At 57.6% G+C, this 17,233-nt stretch carries 20 protein-coding genes and 2 pseudogenes; 15 read left to right on the top strand and 7 right to left on the bottom strand.

Annotated features, from left to right (window positions below; translation table 11 throughout):
* The first annotated feature begins 2 nt into the window (after positions 1 to 2).
* The 3 genes from PSH69_RS10310 to PSH69_RS10300 all read left to right on the top strand — a co-directional run bounded on the left by PSH69_RS10310 (position 3) and on the right by PSH69_RS10300 (position 3,395).
* Positions 3 to 1,523: a glycosyltransferase family 39 protein gene (locus PSH69_RS10310; protein WP_305411894.1), complete on the top strand. Its 1,521-nt coding sequence runs from the start codon at positions 3 to 5 to the stop codon at positions 1,521 to 1,523.
* Positions 1,520 to 2,455, top strand: coding sequence for an SdiA-regulated domain-containing protein (locus tag PSH69_RS10305; protein WP_305411893.1), 936 nt, complete (start codon positions 1,520 to 1,522; stop codon positions 2,453 to 2,455). Before PSH69_RS10310 ends, PSH69_RS10305 begins: the two co-directional genes overlap by 4 nt.
* 190 nt (positions 2,456 to 2,645) lie before the next feature.
* Entirely contained in the window at positions 2,646 to 3,395 is a 750-nt protein-coding gene (locus PSH69_RS10300) for an SDR family oxidoreductase (protein ID WP_258613437.1), read from the top strand.
* Between the two features lie 283 nt (positions 3,396 to 3,678).
* On the opposite strand, the gene PSH69_RS10295 is transcribed toward PSH69_RS10300, so the two are convergent.
* The gene (locus PSH69_RS10295; RefSeq protein WP_305411892.1) at positions 3,679 to 5,040 is read right to left on the bottom strand and encodes an MATE family efflux transporter; all 1,362 of its coding nucleotides are present in this window, start codon (positions 5,038 to 5,040) and stop codon (positions 3,679 to 3,681) included.
* Positions 5,041 to 5,498: 458 nt separating this feature from the next.
* Between PSH69_RS10295 and PSH69_RS10290 the strand changes: the two genes are divergently transcribed.
* A complete protein-coding gene (locus PSH69_RS10290; protein WP_305411891.1) occupies positions 5,499 to 5,921 on the top strand; it encodes a hypothetical protein in 423 nt (140 codons plus the stop codon).
* A gap of 36 nt (positions 5,922 to 5,957) precedes the next feature.
* Here the strand turns inward: PSH69_RS10290 and PSH69_RS10285 are convergent, their stop codons facing one another.
* Complete coding sequence (locus tag PSH69_RS10285; RefSeq protein WP_305411889.1) at positions 5,958 to 6,731, bottom strand: nuclease-related domain-containing protein; 774 nt, start codon at positions 6,729 to 6,731, stop codon at positions 5,958 to 5,960.
* Positions 6,732 to 7,082: 351 nt separating this feature from the next.
* Here PSH69_RS10285 and PSH69_RS10280 point away from each other — a divergent pair, with 351 nt between their 5' ends.
* The 5 genes from PSH69_RS10280 to PSH69_RS10260 all read left to right on the top strand — a co-directional run bounded on the left by PSH69_RS10280 (position 7,083) and on the right by PSH69_RS10260 (position 9,969).
* Entirely contained in the window at positions 7,083 to 7,793 is a 711-nt protein-coding gene (locus PSH69_RS10280; RefSeq protein ID WP_305411887.1) for a hypothetical protein, read from the top strand.
* Between the two features lie 206 nt (positions 7,794 to 7,999).
* Positions 8,000 to 8,272 carry a hypothetical protein gene (locus PSH69_RS10275; RefSeq protein ID WP_007935387.1) on the top strand — a complete coding sequence of 91 codons (273 nt, stop codon included), beginning with the start codon at positions 8,000 to 8,002 and terminating at the stop codon, positions 8,270 to 8,272.
* Positions 8,273 to 8,372: 100 nt separating this feature from the next.
* On the top strand, positions 8,373 to 8,780 hold the full coding sequence (locus tag PSH69_RS10270; protein ID WP_305411886.1) for a hypothetical protein: 408 nt from the start codon (positions 8,373 to 8,375) through the stop codon (positions 8,778 to 8,780).
* Positions 8,781 to 8,788: 8 nt separating this feature from the next.
* Positions 8,789 to 9,106 (top strand): hypothetical protein, encoded by a 318-nt coding sequence (locus PSH69_RS10265; protein ID WP_305411884.1) that lies wholly within the window; start codon positions 8,789 to 8,791, stop codon positions 9,104 to 9,106.
* A gap of 302 nt (positions 9,107 to 9,408) precedes the next feature.
* Positions 9,409 to 9,969, top strand: coding sequence for a lipid-binding SYLF domain-containing protein (locus tag PSH69_RS10260; RefSeq protein ID WP_258673042.1), 561 nt, complete (start codon positions 9,409 to 9,411; stop codon positions 9,967 to 9,969).
* Between the two features lie 98 nt (positions 9,970 to 10,067).
* On the opposite strand, the gene PSH69_RS10255 is transcribed toward PSH69_RS10260, so the two are convergent.
* Positions 10,068 to 11,006, bottom strand: a complete 939-nt coding sequence (locus PSH69_RS10255) for a LysR family transcriptional regulator (protein ID WP_305411883.1) — start codon at positions 11,004 to 11,006, stop codon at positions 10,068 to 10,070.
* Positions 11,007 to 11,122: 116 nt separating this feature from the next.
* On the opposite strand from PSH69_RS10255, the gene PSH69_RS10250 reads away from it, so the two are divergent.
* From PSH69_RS10250 to PSH69_RS10240, 3 genes are all read left to right on the top strand, one after another.
* Positions 11,123 to 11,881, top strand: a complete 759-nt coding sequence (locus PSH69_RS10250; RefSeq protein ID WP_019649478.1) for a TSUP family transporter — start codon at positions 11,123 to 11,125, stop codon at positions 11,879 to 11,881.
* Positions 11,882 to 12,073: 192 nt separating this feature from the next.
* Positions 12,074 to 12,553: a phage infection protein gene (locus PSH69_RS10245; protein ID WP_305411881.1), complete on the top strand. Its 480-nt coding sequence runs from the start codon at positions 12,074 to 12,076 to the stop codon at positions 12,551 to 12,553.
* A gap of 295 nt (positions 12,554 to 12,848) precedes the next feature.
* A complete protein-coding gene (locus PSH69_RS10240) occupies positions 12,849 to 13,154 on the top strand; it encodes a panthothenate synthetase (RefSeq protein ID WP_305411880.1) in 306 nt (101 codons plus the stop codon).
* Positions 13,155 to 13,417: 263 nt separating this feature from the next.
* Here PSH69_RS10240 and PSH69_RS10235 read toward each other — a convergent pair whose 3' ends face one another.
* Positions 13,418 to 13,753, bottom strand: a complete 336-nt coding sequence (locus tag PSH69_RS10235; RefSeq protein WP_018928235.1) for a hypothetical protein — start codon at positions 13,751 to 13,753, stop codon at positions 13,418 to 13,420.
* 117 nt (positions 13,754 to 13,870) lie between these two features.
* A complete protein-coding gene (locus PSH69_RS10230; protein WP_305411878.1) occupies positions 13,871 to 14,260 on the bottom strand; it encodes a cytochrome c family protein in 390 nt (129 codons plus the stop codon).
* 184 nt (positions 14,261 to 14,444) lie between these two features.
* Here PSH69_RS10230 and PSH69_RS10225 point away from each other — a divergent pair, with 184 nt between their 5' ends.
* A complete protein-coding gene (locus PSH69_RS10225) occupies positions 14,445 to 14,915 on the top strand; it encodes a GNAT family N-acetyltransferase (protein ID WP_305411877.1) in 471 nt (156 codons plus the stop codon).
* Positions 14,916 to 14,929: 14 nt separating this feature from the next.
* Here the strand turns inward: PSH69_RS10225 and PSH69_RS10220 are convergent, their stop codons facing one another.
* Complete coding sequence (locus PSH69_RS10220) at positions 14,930 to 15,895, bottom strand: GlxA family transcriptional regulator (RefSeq protein ID WP_305411875.1); 966 nt, start codon at positions 15,893 to 15,895, stop codon at positions 14,930 to 14,932.
* 106 nt (positions 15,896 to 16,001) lie between these two features.
* On the opposite strand from PSH69_RS10220, the gene PSH69_RS10215 reads away from it, so the two are divergent.
* Positions 16,002 to 16,571, top strand: coding sequence for a thioesterase family protein (locus PSH69_RS10215; RefSeq protein WP_305412811.1), 570 nt, complete (start codon positions 16,002 to 16,004; stop codon positions 16,569 to 16,571).
* Here the strand turns inward: PSH69_RS10215 and PSH69_RS10210 are convergent.
* A pseudogene (locus PSH69_RS10210) lies at positions 16,513 to 16,847 on the bottom strand (cation:dicarboxylate symporter family transporter); the annotation flags it as partial. The gene PSH69_RS10215 and the pseudogene PSH69_RS10210 overlap by 59 nt on opposite strands.
* Between PSH69_RS10210 and PSH69_RS10205 the strand changes: the two are divergent.
* Positions 16,833 to 17,231 (top strand): annotated as a pseudogene (locus PSH69_RS10205) (LysR substrate-binding domain-containing protein); the annotation flags it as partial. The pseudogenes PSH69_RS10210 and PSH69_RS10205 sit on opposite strands and share 15 nt — an antisense overlap.
* Positions 17,232 to 17,233: the final 2 nt, after the last annotated feature.

The following is a 17,233-nucleotide window of genomic DNA, read 5'->3' as shown; positions in this document are numbered from 1 at the left end:
CCATGCGTAAAACCCTGTCGCCCGGCATCGAATGCCTGGGCCTGGTGCTGCTTGCCTTGCTGTTGATCGGCGCTGGCCTGGGGCTGCGTCAACCGCAAAACGTCGACGAGGAACGTTTCCTCGGCGTAGCGCTGGAGATGCTGCACAACGGGTCATGGTTCATCCCTCACCGAGCTGCGGAGATCTACGGCGATAAACCGCCGGTCTTCATGTGGATGGTGGCGTTCTTCGCGTGGCTCACCGGCCTGCCCGCCCTCGCCCTGTATATTCCGGGGATGTTGTCGGCGGCGACGGTCACGGCCGTGGTCTATGACTTGGGCCGCCGGTTGTGGAATCAGCGCATCGGTCGAATAGCGGCGCTGTTGTACCTGGCCACCTATCAGACTTACAGCATCCTGCGTACCGGCCAGATCGACAGCCTGTTGATTCTGTTCACCTCCCTGGGCCTGTACGGACTGGCGCGGCACCTGCTGCTCGGGCCAGCCTGGCGCTGGTTTTACGTGGGCTGCGCCGCCATGGGCATTGGCATAATCACCAAAGGGGTCGGCTTCGTCCCGGCCTTGATGCTGATTCCGTATGCCTACGCGGTGCGCAAAAACTGGTCCGGCGTGGTAGCCATGCCCGGCCAGAAGCGCAAGTGGCTCCTGGGCTTTTTGGTGGCGCTCGGGGCTATCGCGATCTGGCTGCTGCCTCTGGCACTGTCCATTGTGCTCAATGGCTCCGCGGAAGAAGTCGCCTATGCGCGAGAAATCCTGCTGCGCCAGACAGCGGGACGCTATGCCGCCGCGTGGGACCATCGCGAACCATTCTGGTACTTCTTCGTCAACGTGATCCCGCAATACTGGCTGCCGTTGGTGCTGGCCCTGCCGTGGCTGGTGCCGGCCTGGCGCAAGCAACTGCGCAAGCACGACGGTCGAGTGCTGGTGCTGTTGAGCTGGGTCGTGCTGGTGGTGCTGTTTTTCTGCCTGAGCACCGGCAAGCGCAAGTTGTACATCTATCCGGCGTTGCCCGGTCTGGTGCTGGTGGCGGCGCCGCTGATTCCCTGGCTGCTCAAGCGCTGGTTCGGTAAACGTCCACGCGCTATGCGGGTATTCCGGGCGATCGTGGTGGCCTGGTTCGTTCTGTGGTTCGCCCGCGGGTTTATCGAGCCGATCAAGGAAGGTCCGAACCCCCACGAAGCGATCATGGCGCAGGCGGCGACCATGACCCACGGCGCCGACCTGGTACTGGTCAACTGGCGCGAGGGGCACTGGCTATTCGCCCGGCAGCCGATCGTACATTTCGGGATGACCAACTCCACGGTCGAACTGGCGGCGCAGTGGCTGCGCGAGCACCGTGATGCCTACGCCCTGGTCCCGGACGAAGTGCTGAGCCAGTGTTTCAATCCCGAGGCCGCTCATGAGCTCGGCGAAACGTCTCGTGCGCAATGGTCGATCGTCGGCGCCGATGCCGATAACGGCAAATGCCAGCCCGGACAACCCAAAAAGGTCTATCGCTTCAGCTGGGACAAGGACAAGTCATGAGCAAGAGAGGGACGCTGGGGATAGTGTTCATTGTTGTACTGCTTGGCGCCTACGCGATTTCTGCGCATTTCATGGTCCACCAGCAGCTGTATGCGTACTGGCAAAACCTCTGGCATGGCAATCAGGCGCCCGATAAAAATATCTGGCTGCCGGACTATAAAGCCGTGATCCAGGCCAAGCCCGTAGCGGACATCACCAATTTGTCCGGTATCGCCTATGACCCGGACCATGATCGGCTGCTGGGCATCACCAATGGTGGGCCCATGCAGATTGTGGCCATGAGCCGCAACGGCGATCTGCTTGAACGTTACCCGCTGATCGGCTTTCAGGACACTGAAGGCCTTGCTTACCTGGGTAACGGACGCGTAGTGATCGCCGATGAACAGTTGCAGCGACTGTACGTCATCACCTTGCCGGACAGCCCTGGCCCGATCCATGTCGAGAACGCCCCGTTCGTTGCCATCGAGATCAACCTGAGCGAACACAACAAGGGCTTTGAAGGCGTGACCTATGACGCGGCCAATGACCGTATCTTCGCGATCAAGGAGCGCGATCCGCGGCAGCTGTTTACGGTCACGGGCATGCTGGCGTCCATCGGCAGCCCGTTGCAGGTGCACATCCAGGACTTGACCCACTGGATCGACCGTAGCGTCTTCGGCCTGGATCTTTCCGAGGGATACTACGACCCGCGGACCGGTCACTTGCTGTTATTGAGCGAGCAATCCAGCAACGTGACCGAACTGGACCAGGACGGCAACTTCGTCAGCTTCCGCTCCCTGCTCGGCCTGAACGACTTGAAAAAAACCATACCGCAAGCCGAAGGCATGACCATGGACACCTCCGGCGAGCTTTACATTGTGAGCGAGCCCAACCTGTTCTATCGGTTCTCCAAATCAAAGGTTGCTGTGGCGGAGAATCAGCAGAAGCAATAATGGGTTTTGCACCGGATGGGCCGGCCCCGACCATCTATCGGACTAGTTTCCAATCTCTGCGCCATTGAGGACATTCCGGGTCTTTAATGGTTGCAGGATTCCAAGCCAGCCCCCCACCCCGACCAGAAACACGACGTCCAAGCGGGGCTGACACCTCGCACCCCACTGCGCACGCATCGGGAGACTTGTCATGAAAATCGTCGTGATTGGCGGTACCGGGCTGATCGGCAGGCAGCTCTGCAAAAACCTGCAAGACCTGGGGCATGAAACCCTGGCCGCGTCACCGAGCACCGGCGTCAACGCCCTCACCGGCGAGGGCTTGCAAAACGCCTTGCAAGGCGCCGATGTAGTGGTCGACGTGGCCAACTCGCCCTCCTTCGAAGATGCCGTCGTGCTCGAGTTCTTCGAAACCTCCGGGCGCAACCTGCTCGCCGCCGAGAAGGCCGCCGGGGTCAAACACCATGTCGCGCTGTCGGTGGTAGGCACCGAGCGCATGCTCGACAGCGGCTATTTCCGGGCAAAAATGGCCCAGGAACAACTCATCAAGGACTCAGGCATTCCTTACACAATCCTGCGGGCCACGCAGTTCTTCGAATTCATCGGGGCCATTTCCCACTCGGGCGTACAGGAAGGCGACACCGTGCGCTTGACCTCCGCCGCGCTGCAGCCGATTGCCGCAACCGATGTCGCGATGGCGCTGGCGAAAGTCGCGGTGCAAGCGCCGAGCAATAACACCCTGGAAGTGGCCGGGCCTGAGCGCTGGCCGCTGGTGGAGTTCGTGCGCTTGTTTTTGCAACACACCAACGACCCGCGCCAGGCCCAACCGGACGACACGGTCCCCTACTTCGGCGCGCCGATCGATGACCACTCGCTGACGCCGGGAGAGCACCCCATCGTCGGGCCGACGCGCTTCGAAACCTGGCTCAAGAGCAATAGTTGAGGGGCCGTCGAGGGCCTAGGGGGCGTTCTCCATTAGTTTCCCCGCCGCGTTGTCGCCTTAAAGCGAGCCAGGCAAGGCGCAGGCTGCTGGGAATGGTTGTTCCCTTTCCAAGGCCTGCAACGCAGGCTGGCCCGCTTTAAGGCACAACCCGAAGGGCCGGGCCTGCTGTTGTGCAGGGCTGCGTTGCTCGAAGCTTATTTGGAATGACCAAACCACGCTTCTCGCGCCTTGCCCTGCACAACAGCAGACCCGGCGCGGCGGGGAAACTAATGGAGAATGCCCCCTAGACCAACCGCTCGATCCGCTGATGCTGCCAGACCATTTTGTAATACAGCGTCTGCAGCATCAGCATGCCCAGATACGCCACCGGAAACGCCATCCACACCCCTGGCAGCCCGAAGCGCGTATCCAGCAGATACGCCACCGGCAACTGCACCCCGACCACGCAAACGATCGACACCGCTACCGGCACCAATACCGTGCCGCTGGCGCGCATGATGCCGCCGACAATCGCCTGAAAACCAAACACCAGCAGGCTCCAGAGCATGATGTGCAACAGGTGCTCGGCCATCGCCCGGGTGGAATCATCCGTAAGAAACAACCCCAGCAACCAGTGCGACAGCAGATAACCCAACAGCACCAGGCCACCGGTCAGGCACACGTTGATCAACAACCCGGTGCGTAAAATCGCCCCCATGCGCTCTATGCGCCCGGCCCCGATCGCCTGCGCGCCAAGGATCGACGCCGTGATCGCAATCGACAGCGCCGGGAACTGCACGTAATTGACGATCTGCGTCACCGCCCCGTACGCCGCCGTCGCCTGGGACCCGTGCTGGTTCACCAGCGCCAGAATCACCAACTCCGACAACGACAGCACCACCATCTGCAACCCGGTCGGCAGCCCGATGCGCAACACCTTGCCGAGGATGACCCTGTCGAGCCGCATCGCCGCAAACATCTCCCGATCCGGCGCCAACGGATGCCCCTTGCGAATCAACCGCCACGCCAGCCACCCCATCGCCGACAGGTTACCCACCAACCCCGCCCACGCCGCACTCTGAATCCCCATCGGCGGCAGCCCCAACCAACCGAGAATCAACGCCGGCGTCAGCGCCAGCCCGACACACGTCGACACCACCAGCGCCAACAACGGCGACAGCGTATCGCTCACCCCACGCAGCAACTGGGTGAACAACACAAACACCAACAGCGACGGCAAAATCCACATCATCACATGCGCATACGCCACCGCATCGTCCAGCACATCCCCCGGCGTGCCCAACCCCTGCAATGCAGGCCGGGCAAACACACTGCCCAACACCGCTGCCACCAACCCGATCATCGCCCCCAACAGCAACGTCGAACCGGCGATGGCCTTCACCAGATGCGGCTCCCGAGCGCCCCAGGCCTGGCCGATCAACACCCCGGCGCCCGCACCGAGGCCAATGACCAGGGCGATGAAGAAGAACACCACGGGGAACATGCCCGATACCGCCGCTAACGCCTGGGTGCCGAGCAATTGGCCGATGTAGATGCTGTTGACGGTGCCAGACATGGACTGGAGGAAGTTGGAGAGGACCATGGGGGCGAGGAACAGGAGGTAGGTTTGCCAGAGGGGGCGTTGGGGTTTGGCTGGGGTTTGCATTGAGGGTCCGTCTCGGGTGAGGGCTGGCATTTTGGAAATTCTACGCTAGGGCACTGGGAATAACGCGGTCCTGTTTTCCCCGGATTTGGATCGCATGAGTAATGGCTGCTTTCAGCTGTGGATTCAACCAGAAACGGACAGTGGACAGGTAACCGCTGACGTCCTTACGCAGGTCAATCTAGTGACAACATAGCGCTAAGAGGATCATTCATGTTGGTGGTTGCGATTGATCGAGACAGCGTGCATGCAGCAGACGATCTGGAAAGTCATGCCACGTCCAGCAGCAATGCTAAGCGCCCGAAGTGGTACAGAATATGGGCTACCTCCCGAATATCACTGAAGGTAAGCTACTTGGATTTTTAGCGCAGCAATGGCCAGAACCTAAATTGGCCGTATCCTCTGAGAGCACAGCACGTTTCTACGTGAAGCCGTAGCCTAATTTACGCGTCAGGTGCCACATGTACGAAGTCAAAGCCCTTGTCTTGTCCGATGTCCCAGTGTTTCCAACGTGGGCGCATCCGGCGGTCTATTACTCAGGTTCAGACCTATACATCTGCTTTGAAGCACACGAAGATGATGTATTTTCCGTGATCTGCCTTACCGGCCTCATCGAGTACCGTGTGCAACCGCTCACCGATGAATCAATCTGGAAGCATCAGTATTTTTCAGCCGGGCTTGAATCCTATAAGTTTCATCTTATGGAAAACTCCCCTCTAACAAAACCCTGGCCAAATTCTCAGCACTGGGCCATCACATTTAAAGACGAAATCCACGATGTTGTAGCAAGTTCATTGACTGTAATCAGTAGAGAATTGCGCGCGCCCTCTAAAGAAAAAGCCCTACTAACTTCAATGAAGCCCGAGGCTGCCAGCGTTTCCTGAACAGTGGCGGCTCCACAGGGCGAAGTGCCTGGCGGACTAATCCAAATCCTGTTTCGCTCGACATTTGGGGTAGGCACTGCAGCCCCAGAACCGCTCTCCTGCTCTATCGCCTGTCTTACGAATACGAATGACAAAATCGCTTCCACAACGCGGACAACGGCGTTTTGCTAAAGGGTCGTTTCGCTGTTTCAGGTGTTGTACATGCTCGTGGTGGGTAGCGAGGGTACTGTCCCTCTTCCCGCTTTCCAGCGCCTTCACCATTGCACTCACCTGCGCGTCGTTAAACACAGGCTGCTGAAAGGACTTGATGTAGCGGATGCAGCTGATGCCTTGGGTGACATTGTCCGGCATGACGGTTTTGAAGCTGCTGCCACCGACGAAGGCGATTACAGAATGGATGTGCTCGGGCGGAACGTTGAGCAGCGCTTCTAGCGCCTTCAAGTGTTTGTAATTCTGTCGCAGCGGGTTCTGGAACCTGAAGCGATGCCGAAAGATCTGCTGTGTCCACTGGGCCTGGCGCTCACCTCCGAAGATCCAGCCACGCATGTTTTTGGTCTCCAGCACGAAAATGCCAAAGGGCGACAGGAACACATGATCGATCTGGGTAGTGCCATCGGGTGTATCCAGTGTGACGTTGTGCAACCGGCGATAGACCTGGCCATCCAACCCATAGTGGGCGAATGTCCGCACCAGTAGCTCACCGAACCAGCCCTTGAACCAGGGCGTCTTGATGATGATGACCATGACCAACAATGGCAGCAGCCACTTCAACATGTCGAACAGCGGCGGGAACATCAAAAAAATATTCATCTCTTCCTTCGCGTGGCGTAGGTGTATCAGTACGCCAGACGAGGCCACACCTTCACCCTTTTGTTCCTTGCTAGCTTAGGCGAGGTAACTAACGTCTGCTTTCGGCAGCTCTTGCTTTGGTAGAAGTTTCCAGCCCAGTTTTTTTTACGTAGAAGCGTGCAAAAATGCATGGTGGTTTTAGCCCGGATCGCAAAGACCTTGTAAATGCCATTCATTAACCCGATTGAAGGCGGCCCTTCGCGACTAGCTGCAATCGGCCAGAAGAACCATGTGTAAAAGAGGGACGAGCACTACCCAGTGGCCGGGATTCCCACGGTCAAGTGATAGGGCTTTTCAACGGAGCATTAACAGATGAAAACCTACTGCCCGATATTCTGGTCTCAGGATCTTGGTGTTGACTACAGCGCTCCGGTCATCCACCTCAAAGACATTTTGCCGACCGTGGGCCAAAAAACATTCGCGTACTTTGATAAAAGCGACCGTTTACAAGCCGGCGAAACCATACTTCTTATATGGTGCCCCCCTGTTTCCGACTTGAATGGCTGGAGTGAACAACCTTCAGAAATTGCGCTAAGCCACCTCTTAAAAGCGAACGTAGTCGACGCGGCTCAGGCTTCAGAGGCATCAGCAGAAGCCATGCACCCCGCTCACTATGGTAAACGCAAGTACGAACTCGATATCCTCTCCTGCGAGCGATTTTTGTCGGTATTGCAAACACTTCAGGAAGATTCAACGTCCTGGCATCTACAAGGAGTTGGAACCGCACAAAAGAATTTCCTAACGTGGGATGAAGTGCATTGGTGTGGCAGCGCGGTCGTTGAAGGGCTTACCTACATAACAGCGAGTACCTCGAACGAAGCCTGCATGGAATTGATCGTCGAAGAAGCTGACGACGAGATAGTCGGGCTTTTTTCGTTACACATTGATCCGGGTGGTGTTGTCTACGATTTTGGCAGGAAACGGCTCACGGGCGAGGAACTGCGGGTCATCAAACAGGCACTCAACAGAGCGCACCCACTTCATGACTCACAGGCCGCTTACCTTGCAGTCAGTGAGTCATGAAATAAGCGGTGCTCCTCTCGGGTTCAATGCTTTCAACCAAACTAATCACGCCAGCTTTACATACAAGTCCTACACCCACCTCGGAAATCGCCCCTACCCCCTACCGGCGCGAAGAACCTATAGTCACCCCACCGCCCACGAAGCGACCAGGTTTGGCGACCTGCAGATCGGATCAGTCCTATTAAATCTGATTCGGAGTTTCACCTATGGATAGATACATGCCCCTCACCGGAATCGATCTGATCCCGGCCTCCCTGCTCATCGACACCCAAGCCCCACTCGACGTCCTGCAAGCCATGGCCGACTACCGCATCCGCACGGTCACGCAGGTGCTGGAAAACATCGCCTTCCGCGCCGAGATCGGTTGCGATACGGTGGTGCTGTCGGATTTTGCCAAACTGCTGGCCATTCCCCTGCGCGATGGCTGTGACTTGATGGATGTGATTGGCCGACGCTTGCGGGCGCAGGCGGCGGAGTAAATGAAAACGGGTGCCTTGCGGGCGCCCGTTTCTTTGTCGGAAAACACACAGAGGCATAGAATCCATCGCTCACCTCGCTCTCACTTTGCAAGGACCGTGAATGCCTTCCCATAAACGCCTTGGTAGCGTGTGTCATAGCCTCGCTCACCACGCGGGCAGTTCGCTGTCTTATGTCCATCCCCATCTAAGTGTGGCGTTGCGACCGTTGGGCGTCAGGGCTGCGGCGGTTGATCTGATGAAACAAGACCCCTGTCCTCCGGAGCTGAAAAGTCATCCCTATTTGTCCAACGGACTCAATGCACTGAAAGCGCGATTCGAGGACATCCTTGGGCGGGAAGGATTCACACTTTCGGAGCTTCAAGAGGCGACAGTGCTGTTTAACTACGATCAGAACGGCCTTGATGACTATTGTTGCGAGTGCCACGCGAGGTTGGTCAGCCTCAATGGCCGACAGTACGTGTCGGCAGTCAATTACCTGGGCAAATCCATCGTTCCGCAGTTTGGGTGATTTCAAAAATGGGACCAAAGACCGAACAGCTGATTGGCGTGCTCGATCAGCTCGCCGTCGTGCTTGAAAGCGATGGAGCCACTCACTGGAGCCAGTGGATGCGCAAAGCTAGAGCACACTTACTGAACGCTGATTACTGCGGGATTGAATATCTGCTGTCAGCCTACGGCGGGATGGGCTCGTTCAATGACCTCGTTCTTGGCGAACGATGCGTCGATGGTGTTTTTGCCTGGGAACCTGGGCATGTTGAGCTGAACGAAAAGTTCGATTCACTAAGAGGTGAAGCCGCAACGCTCGCCAATGCAATTAAACGTGCTCAAGATTGAATGCAAAAAAGAATTCGTCACCCGCTTCGACTTGGTGCTGCGAGTACATTCGGCGGAATAAATGAAAACGGGCGCCTTGTCAGGCGCCCGTTCTGTTTTTTTCGAACCCGGCCAACACACAGATGTCGAAACAAGTGATGACATTGCCACTGATCACAGGCCTCTGGCCTGCTTCATTCAAGGGCGACGCCAGTAGCTCACACACTTTAGGGTGCGCCGGATAATTTCAGCAGGCTCGGATTCTGCCGAGGGCAGGTGCTGACTGCTGCTCACATCCAATGCTCCCGTATCGGAGTACTAACATGACTCAGTCAATGCGGTTCTTCCTATCGATCGTCCTTGCGACAGCCTCACTGGCATCGGCAAGTTTCCTGAACACTGCTGGTGCGGCAACCGCCGAGGATCTGAATGTCGACTCTCGGCAAGCGTTGCAAACGCTCTACAAGGCCAGACCAGTTGCCGAAAAAATCTCACACGACGCTAAAGCGATTCTTGTCTTCCCGAAAATCATCAAGGCGGGCCTGGTGTTTGGCGGCAGCTATGGCGAAGGCGAATTGTTGATGGGTAAGAAAGTCGAGGACTATTACAACTCCGTAACCGGGTCCTGGGGGTTGCAGGCAGGCGCCCAGTCATATGGCTATGCGGTGTTCCTGATGACCGATAAAGCCGTGAAATATTTACGTGAAACCAAGGGTTGGGAAATTGGCGTAGGCCCCACTGTTGTTGTGGTTGATGAAGGGGTGGCGAAGAATCTGTCCAGCTCGACGCTGAAGGACGATGCTTACGCGTTCATTTTCGACCAGCAGGGATTAATGGCTGGGGTCAGCATCGAAGGAACCAAGATTTCCCGGATCAAGCGCTGAAACCGGTCGTTTGGCGCTTGCGGGCGCAAGCGGTGAAGTGAAATGAAAGCGGGCAGCCGAGTGGCGCCCGCTTTTTTATGTCCGCGATTCGTGATGCGTCAGGCCCCCTGGAGCGTTACTGCATGCTTTCGATCAAGACTTTCACCAAAACCACGGATCATCTCCAGCAACGACTTCACCCGCAGCGGCAGATTCCCGGCCGGGTACACCGCGTGCATCTGCGGGCTCTCACCACTGCTGGAGGTGAGTTTGTACTCGGGACAGACCCGCAGCAGGCGCCCCGCTTGCACTTCGGGCTCTGCCAGCCAGTCCGCCAGGCGGGCAATACCGAGGCCTGCCAGGGCCGCCTGGAACACCGCCGAACCGGAGTTGAAACGAAACTTGGGATGAGCCCGAACGCTGATGGCCTGTACCTCACTGCGAAAATTCCACTCCTTGAGAATCCGCGGCGCCGTGTGCAGGATCAGCGAGTGCGCCTCCAGCGCCTCGATGGAGTCGGGTATCCCGTGCCGCTCCAGATACTCGGGGCTGGCGTACAGATAACGTGAATAACTCCAGAGTGGAAAGCCGATCAGGTCACTGGATTGCGGATACCCGCCGCGAATCGAGAAGTCCAGTTTGCTCTTGGCCGGGTCGATGGTTTCATCGGTGAAAATCCCATCGACGTTCACGTCCGGATAACGCTCGGCGTACTGCGCGATCAGCCGGGGCAATACCCCGTGCCCGAGAAACTCGGGGGCGGAAAAGCGGACCCAGCCGTAGGCCTGGCCACTGATGCCGGCCAGGTCTTCATCCGCCTCACGTTGCAGATCCAGCATTTTGTAGGCGTGGGGCAACAAGCGCTCACCCGCCTCGGTCAAGCTCACGGCATTGGAGGAGCGATTGAACAACTTGCCCCCGACACTTTCCTCCAGGGCCTGAACGGCGCGGGTCAGCGCACTGGGGGAGCGCCCCAGAGCACGTGCCGCCGCGACGAAGCTGCGCTTGAGAGCCACCGTCGCGAAGGCTTCAAGTTCCCCCAACATATCCAATGCCATGCGCCACCTCGTTGCACTTTTCACAACGTGGTATTGCAACACAAAAAAAGCGCTTTGGTTAACCTTCCGTTCAACCTTGGACTCTCACCCACCTTTCACCGTCAGAGCCTGATTCCATGATCGATATTGTCATCCTTTGCGTATTCGCCTTCTCTGCCGGCCTGATCGATGCGGCGGTGGGCGGCGGTGGACTGATCCAGATTCCCGCGCTGTTCAACGTGCTGCCCACGGCACAACCGGCGGCGCTGCTGGGGACCAACAAAGTTGCGGCAGCCTGCGGCACTGCATTCGCCGCCCGATCCTTCGTGCGCAAGGTAGTGATCAACTGGAGTCTGGTGATCCCCGCCGCCAGTGCGGCGTTTGTCATGTCCTTCTTCGGAGCGGCCACGGTGTCGTTCGTGCCCCAGTCGGTGATCCGGCCAGCGGTGCTGGTGTTGATCGTGCTGATGGCGATCTACACCTTCTGGAAAAAGGACTTCGGCGCCCTGCACAAGCCCATGCACATCGGCACCAAGGAAAAACTGCTGGCGATCGTCATCGGCGGCGCCATCGGCTTCTACGACGGACTGTTCGGGCCCGGCACTGGCAGCTTCCTGATCTTCCTGTTCATCCGCTGCTTCGCCTTCGACTTCCTGCATGCCTCGGCGTCGGCCAAGCTGGTGAACATCGCCACCAACGTAGCAGCGCTGATGTTCTTCATTCCAACGGGTAACGTGCTCTACCTGATCGCTATTCCCATGGCGGCATTCAACATCCTGGGTGCGCTGACCGGCACCTGGCTGGCGGTTCATAAAGGCGTGCCCTTTGTCCGGGCGCTGTTCCTGGTGTTGCTGCTGATCCTGATCGGCAAACTGTCTTATGACCTGTTCGTGTAAGCCTGAGGAAAACAGCCCGCATCCAATGTTCGACAGGTGTGGGCCCATGTCGCGTGGACGCGGCATTTGCCCACCGCGTTTCAACCATTGTTGACGTCGATAGTCACCATCACGTCAATGAAGTTCTCATAAAAAATCCTCGGCGTAACATCCGCTCCATACCCAACCAATAACACCCCGGAGCACACCATCATGAAACGCCAAACCCTTCTCAGCATCGCTTTCTCGGTTTTTGCAGTAAACGCTTTCGCCGCTTCCCCTGCTCACCCGGTCGTCGCTGAAGGCGGCTCGGATCGCCTGATTGAAAGCCGTGTGGCTGAAGGTGGTTCGGATCGTCTGATCGAGAATCGCGTCGCTGAAGGTGGTTCGGATCGTCTGATCGAAAACCGCGTCGCTGAAGGCGGTTCGGATCGTCTGATCGAAAACCGCGTCGCTGAAGGTGGTTCGGATCGTCTGATCGAAAATCGCGTCGCTGAAGGTGGTTCGGATCGTCTGATCGAGAATCGCGTCGCTGAAGGTGGTTCGGATCGTCTGATCGAGAATCGCGTCGCTGAAGGTGGTTCGGATCGTCTGATCGAAAACCGCGTCGCTGAAGGTGGTTCGGATCGTCTGATCGAAAACCGCGTTGCTGAAGGTGGTTCGGATCGTCTGATCGAAAACCGTGCAGCATGAATAGTGGCTTTACCGCAACACTCGACCAAAGAACCCGGCCTCATCAGCCGGGTTTTTTCATGCTTTTTTTAATACCCGACTACATCGATGTTCGCCCGAAGCCGCATAGATGCGGGTTTTAGCGAAATTGGCGCCGGCGCTGAATCATCAACAGCGACCGTCCGTAACCCCGCCCCGACGGCCTCTCACCCTTCGCTATTCTTAACCACACACACCGCGGGCACGGCTTGCGGCATCAAAACCAGGAGTAAGGATCCGGGTAAGGAGCGCGCCACTTCAAACTGAGTATCAAATAATGAAAATGCTACTGATGGTCGAGTTTCCCCATGAGCCTTTCAACGCGTTTGTCAGGTCGGGGAAGGTCGGCGAAATCATGAACCGTATCCTGGAAACCATTAAGCCCGAGGCGGCTTATTTCACTGAGCAAGATGGCATGCGAGGTGGGATTTTTCTGATCGATGTCGTGGATCCCTCCGAAATACCCGGATATGCGGAACCCTTCTTCCTCAACTTCCAGGCCAACTGCAAATTCCGTGTGGTCATGAGCCCGCAAGACCTGCAAAACGCCGGTCTGGAGGAACTCGGAAAAGCGTGGGCGTGAGGTTCGATCAATGAGCCGGGTGATGGCATCTGGATGTGCCTCACCCCGGTCGATGTCCTAAGCCGTAATGCGATCTGTAGCAGCTGCCGAGCTCGCGAGGCTGCGTTCGGCTGCACAGCAGTCGTAAGATCAGAACTTGCGGTGCATCAGGCAGACCGCGTCAGTCGGATTCACGACTGCTTCGCAGCCGAACGCCGCCTCGCGAGCTCGGCAGCTGCTACAAGGAATGCGCCGCAGCTGAAATGACTGAAGGCGCACTGCACTTACTGAACGGTTTTCAGCTTGACCACATCACCGGAGATTTTGGTGGTGTAGCCGGTCAGGACCCAAGCCCAGAACCAGTTTTCCTGCACTTGGGTGTTGATCATGGCGTCGCCGCCCTTGGCTTTGATCGCCGCATCCTGAGCGCGGATGAAGCGGTTGTTCTGCTGGATCGGGATGACGCCGAACAGCAGCAGGCCAGTGGCGGTCGCTTCACTGTGGCCGACAACGGTGTACTGGCTGCTGTCGTATTGCTGGGTCTTCATCGGGGTGCCGGTGCAACCCGCCAGAACCAGGCCAAACAGGGCTACGGCAACCGCTTTGCTGAGGTAATTCACTGTGTCACTCCATTAGAAATACCCGGGATCCATCTCTCGGGCGGTGCATACTCTAACGGATGAAGTGGCCCATTGACATCATTCGACGCTTAAAAAAACGGATCGATGAGGCACCGATCATTGCGGCTGAAACGTCTGCAGATAGGCCAACAGGTTTTCGATCTTTTCCGGATCGCTGAGGCCCCAGAAAATCATGCGGGTGCCGGGGACCACTGCTTTTGGCGCTTCGATGTAGGCGGTGAGTGTTTCGCGGGTCCAGACGACGCCTGATGATTTCATCGCGTCTGAGTACTGGTAGTCCGCCGTGCTGCCCGCAGGGCGCCCGAAAATAGCGTTGAGTTGCGGACCAAAAAACCCTCGCGCTGAACTCCCTACCTGATGGCAGCCGCCGCAGATTCGCTTGAACAGTTTCTCGCCCGCCTCAGCATCGCCAGCCGCTACTGCTTGCGTACTGAACAACCCCATATTGAGCATCAAGGCCAAGGTGAGTACGGCGGCGTTTTTCATGTTCGGCTCCAAATCAGGCGTTGCTGACAGCAAAAGCGGGTGGCTATTTCATCATGACTGGCGCCCACATCGAAGCCTGAAGCTAATCTATAACTCTCTTTGCTCCATTAACGCCGCTGCAGGAGGGCCAGAATGAAATCCATCGTACTGGCGCTGGCTCCCCGTGATGATTAGAGTGCAAACGATGTCCGTCATACCTGTTGAAAGTCCTCCAGTAATGTTGGTTCCGGCTCACCCCGCCGACCTGGACAATCTTGTGGCCATTCGAATCGAGGCCATGCGCGAAAGTCTTGAACGGATTGGGCGATTTGATCCGGTACGTGCACGTGAGCGCTTTATCAACGGTTTTGATTGTCGCAACACGCGTCACATTGAGCTGGCCGGTGAGCGAGTCGGTTTTATTGTGGTCAAGCCCCAGCTGAACGAACTGCTACTTGACCACTTGTACGTGCGACCGAATGCTCAGGGAACAGGTGTAGGTTCTGCTGTCCTCGAACAGATTTTCAAAGAAGCGGATGCCGCCGCGCTCCCTGTCAGGGTAGGCGCGCTCAAAGAGAGCGCTTCGAATCGGTTTTACATCCGTCATGGCTTCCAATTCGTCGAAAGCGGCGAGTTCGACAATTACTATGTTCGTCCGAGCGCTGCGGCTCGATAAAAAGCGGATGCCACTCAACTCCCACTCGCTTGAAACTTCTTCCGGTAAGCCGCCGGTAGCAGGCCCACGCGCTGCTGGAAAAGCCTGCGAAATGAGTTGCTGTCCTCGTAGCCGACTTTGTACGTGATGCTGTCCAGGGTCATTCGTGTGGATTCAAGCAACTGCTTTGCCTTTTCCAGACGCAGTGTTTGCAGGTAGGTCAGCGGCGTGTAACCGGTGGCTTCCTTGAAACGCCTTTTGAAGTTCCTGACGCCGAATCCGAATCGCTCGGCCATGTCATTGATCAGCAGCGGCTGATGGAAGTGATCTTCCAGCCACGCTTGAACCTGCAGAATTTCGCCGTCCCCATGGTTCTTCGGCATCGACCACATGACATAGACCGATTGCTCGCTGCGTACGTTGTCGGCCAGCAAGTATTTGCCGCACTTCTGCGCCAGCTCCAGTGATGCGAAGCGGCGGATCAGATGCAGCAACAGGTCCATGGCGGCCGTCGCGCCACCGCAGGTGATTACGCGATTGTCCTCGCAGAGGATCTGCGCCGCCTCCAGACAGGCCTCTGCATACCGGCGACGAAAAAGATCGGCGAAGGCCCAGTGCGTGGTGGCACGAATGCCGTCCAGCATTCCCGCTTCGGCGAGCATGAACGCCGCCGTACACATGGAAGCCACGACGGCACCTTGCGCGTGCTGTTGACGCAGCCACGGCCCATAACCGGGAAATGCCGGCAAGGCGTCTTTCAGGGTAAAGAGAAACCCCGGGATCAGCACCAGATCGGTTCGGGTGATGTCGGCGATGGATCGGTCCACGCGCAGCGTTTGCCCTCCCCATGCGGCGACATTGGCGCCATCCAGCGAGGCGGCAACCACCTCAAACGGCGCACTGGCGGTATCGGCGAACAGGTTGGCGGCACTGAGCACTTCCAGCGCCAGGGTGGCGCTGGCGGCGGAACATTGATCAGCCAGTAGCAGGGTGACGTGCATGAATCATCCAGATTGCGCTTTTCGCATGAAAAAAGTCATTTGTGCACCTACCTTATCCGATTTCCGCCCCCTAAAGTTCACCGGTCATTCAATCCTCGGCGTACTTATGAATCTCTGGTTCCGACTTATCCTCATGCTGTTCCGTCGCCCATGGCGCAAACCGGTGGACGGCCTGGCCACCACCGTCATCCGTATGCGCGTCTGGCCGCTCGACCTCGACCTCAACCGGCACGTCACCAATGGCCGCTATTTCACCCTGGCCGACGTAGGCCGCATGGATTTCACGCTGCGCAGCGGCGCCTTTCGAGTAGCCTTGCGCAACAAGGCTGTACCGATCGTTGGCGATACCTGGGGCAAGTTTCGTCGTGAACTGAAGCTGTTCGAATCGTTCGAGATTCATACCCGCATACTCGGCTGGGACGATAAATGGAGCTTTATGGAACACCGCTTCGTGAGCAAAGGACGGGTAATCGGCGTCGTCATCATGCGAGGTCTGTTCCGCTCGGCCAAAGGCACGGTTGCACCGGTCGAGTTCGTCCGCGAGCTGGGATTGGCCGAACAGTCACCCGAGATGTCGATGTGGCTGACTGCCTGGTCGCAAAGCTGCGACGACATGAGCCGTCAGCTGCGAGGGGAAGAAGCATCAGCACCGCCAGCACGATCAACTGGTCCATGAGGGTCAGCGGCGTGTTGGTCGCCTGGGCGATGAAGATCGCGGCGATGGTGTAGTAGATCGCCTGGCCGTCCGGGTTAAAGGTCCGAACACTTTTGCGCGCGGCCCGACATGCGCCAGGGCAACACCCAGCAGAATGGAGAACAGCAAGATTTGCAGGACGTTGCCTTTGGCGAAGGCATCCACGATGGTGTCGGGGATGATGTTCATCACAAAGTCCATGAACGACGCATGTTTCACCGCCGTGGTGTAGGTCGCCAGGCTGGCGTGCCGCAACGCCTGGCGGATTTACAGCAACACAACTGCATCTTCCTGCGGCAAAACGAAACGCCCTACGGCGTATGGAGCTTTACCAACGGTGGGCGCACGCAAAACGTCAAAGTGCGTGGCGCGTTAGGCTGCAACGACGGTGAAGTGGCCCTCAATTGGGCGCTGGAAGGTCATGGGATTCTGCTGCGGGCCGAATGGGACATCGCCCGCTACGTGCGCAGTGGCCGCTTGCGCCTGATGCTGGAGGACCAGACACCGACCCGCGCCGATGTCTATGCCATCTACCCGCAACAGTTGCACCTGTCGGCGCGAGTGCGCAGCCTGATCGATTTTCTGGTCGAGCGTTTCAAGCACATCGATCACCTGGATGAACCGGAATCTGTGTTCGACTGAAC

It is taken from the genome of Pseudomonas sp. FP1740 (assembly GCF_030687165.1).
Lineage (GTDB): Bacteria > Pseudomonadota > Gammaproteobacteria > Pseudomonadales > Pseudomonadaceae > Aquipseudomonas.
This window is presented reverse-complemented; position numbering and strand designations above follow the sequence as displayed.

Bases quoted from the DNA above. Each gene is read 5' to 3' on its own strand.
- PSH69_RS10215 (WP_305412811.1), top strand. From the start codon at position 16,002: ATGAATCTCTGGTTCCGACTTATCCTCATGCTGTTCCGTCGCCCATGG.
- PSH69_RS10260 (WP_258673042.1), top strand. From the start codon at position 9,409: ATGACTCAGTCAATGCGGTTCTTCCTATCGATCGTCCTTGCGACAGCC.
- PSH69_RS10220 (WP_305411875.1), bottom strand. From the start codon at position 15,895: ATGCACGTCACCCTGCTACTGGCTGATCAATGTTCCGCCGCCAGCGCC.
- PSH69_RS10295 (WP_305411892.1), bottom strand. From the start codon at position 5,040: ATGCAAACCCCAGCCAAACCCCAACGCCCCCTCTGGCAAACCTACCTC.
- PSH69_RS10285 (WP_305411889.1), bottom strand. From the start codon at position 6,731: ATGAATATTTTTTTGATGTTCCCGCCGCTGTTCGACATGTTGAAGTGG.
- PSH69_RS10225 (WP_305411877.1), top strand. From the start codon at position 14,445: ATGTCCGTCATACCTGTTGAAAGTCCTCCAGTAATGTTGGTTCCGGCT.
- PSH69_RS10230 (WP_305411878.1), bottom strand. From the start codon at position 14,260: ATGAAAAACGCCGCCGTACTCACCTTGGCCTTGATGCTCAATATGGGG.
- PSH69_RS10275 (WP_007935387.1), top strand. From the start codon at position 8,000: ATGGATAGATACATGCCCCTCACCGGAATCGATCTGATCCCGGCCTCC.
- PSH69_RS10270 (WP_305411886.1), top strand. From the start codon at position 8,373: ATGCCTTCCCATAAACGCCTTGGTAGCGTGTGTCATAGCCTCGCTCAC.
- PSH69_RS10265 (WP_305411884.1), top strand. From the start codon at position 8,789: ATGGGACCAAAGACCGAACAGCTGATTGGCGTGCTCGATCAGCTCGCC.
- PSH69_RS10255 (WP_305411883.1), bottom strand. From the start codon at position 11,006: ATGGCATTGGATATGTTGGGGGAACTTGAAGCCTTCGCGACGGTGGCT.
- PSH69_RS10250 (WP_019649478.1), top strand. From the start codon at position 11,123: ATGATCGATATTGTCATCCTTTGCGTATTCGCCTTCTCTGCCGGCCTG.
- PSH69_RS10310 (WP_305411894.1), top strand. From the start codon at position 3: ATGCGTAAAACCCTGTCGCCCGGCATCGAATGCCTGGGCCTGGTGCTG.
- PSH69_RS10290 (WP_305411891.1), top strand. From the start codon at position 5,499: ATGTACGAAGTCAAAGCCCTTGTCTTGTCCGATGTCCCAGTGTTTCCA.
- PSH69_RS10240 (WP_305411880.1), top strand. From the start codon at position 12,849: ATGAAAATGCTACTGATGGTCGAGTTTCCCCATGAGCCTTTCAACGCG.
- PSH69_RS10280 (WP_305411887.1), top strand. From the start codon at position 7,083: ATGAAAACCTACTGCCCGATATTCTGGTCTCAGGATCTTGGTGTTGAC.
- PSH69_RS10245 (WP_305411881.1), top strand. From the start codon at position 12,074: ATGAAACGCCAAACCCTTCTCAGCATCGCTTTCTCGGTTTTTGCAGTA.
- PSH69_RS10300 (WP_258613437.1), top strand. From the start codon at position 2,646: ATGAAAATCGTCGTGATTGGCGGTACCGGGCTGATCGGCAGGCAGCTC.
- PSH69_RS10305 (WP_305411893.1), top strand. From the start codon at position 1,520: ATGAGCAAGAGAGGGACGCTGGGGATAGTGTTCATTGTTGTACTGCTT.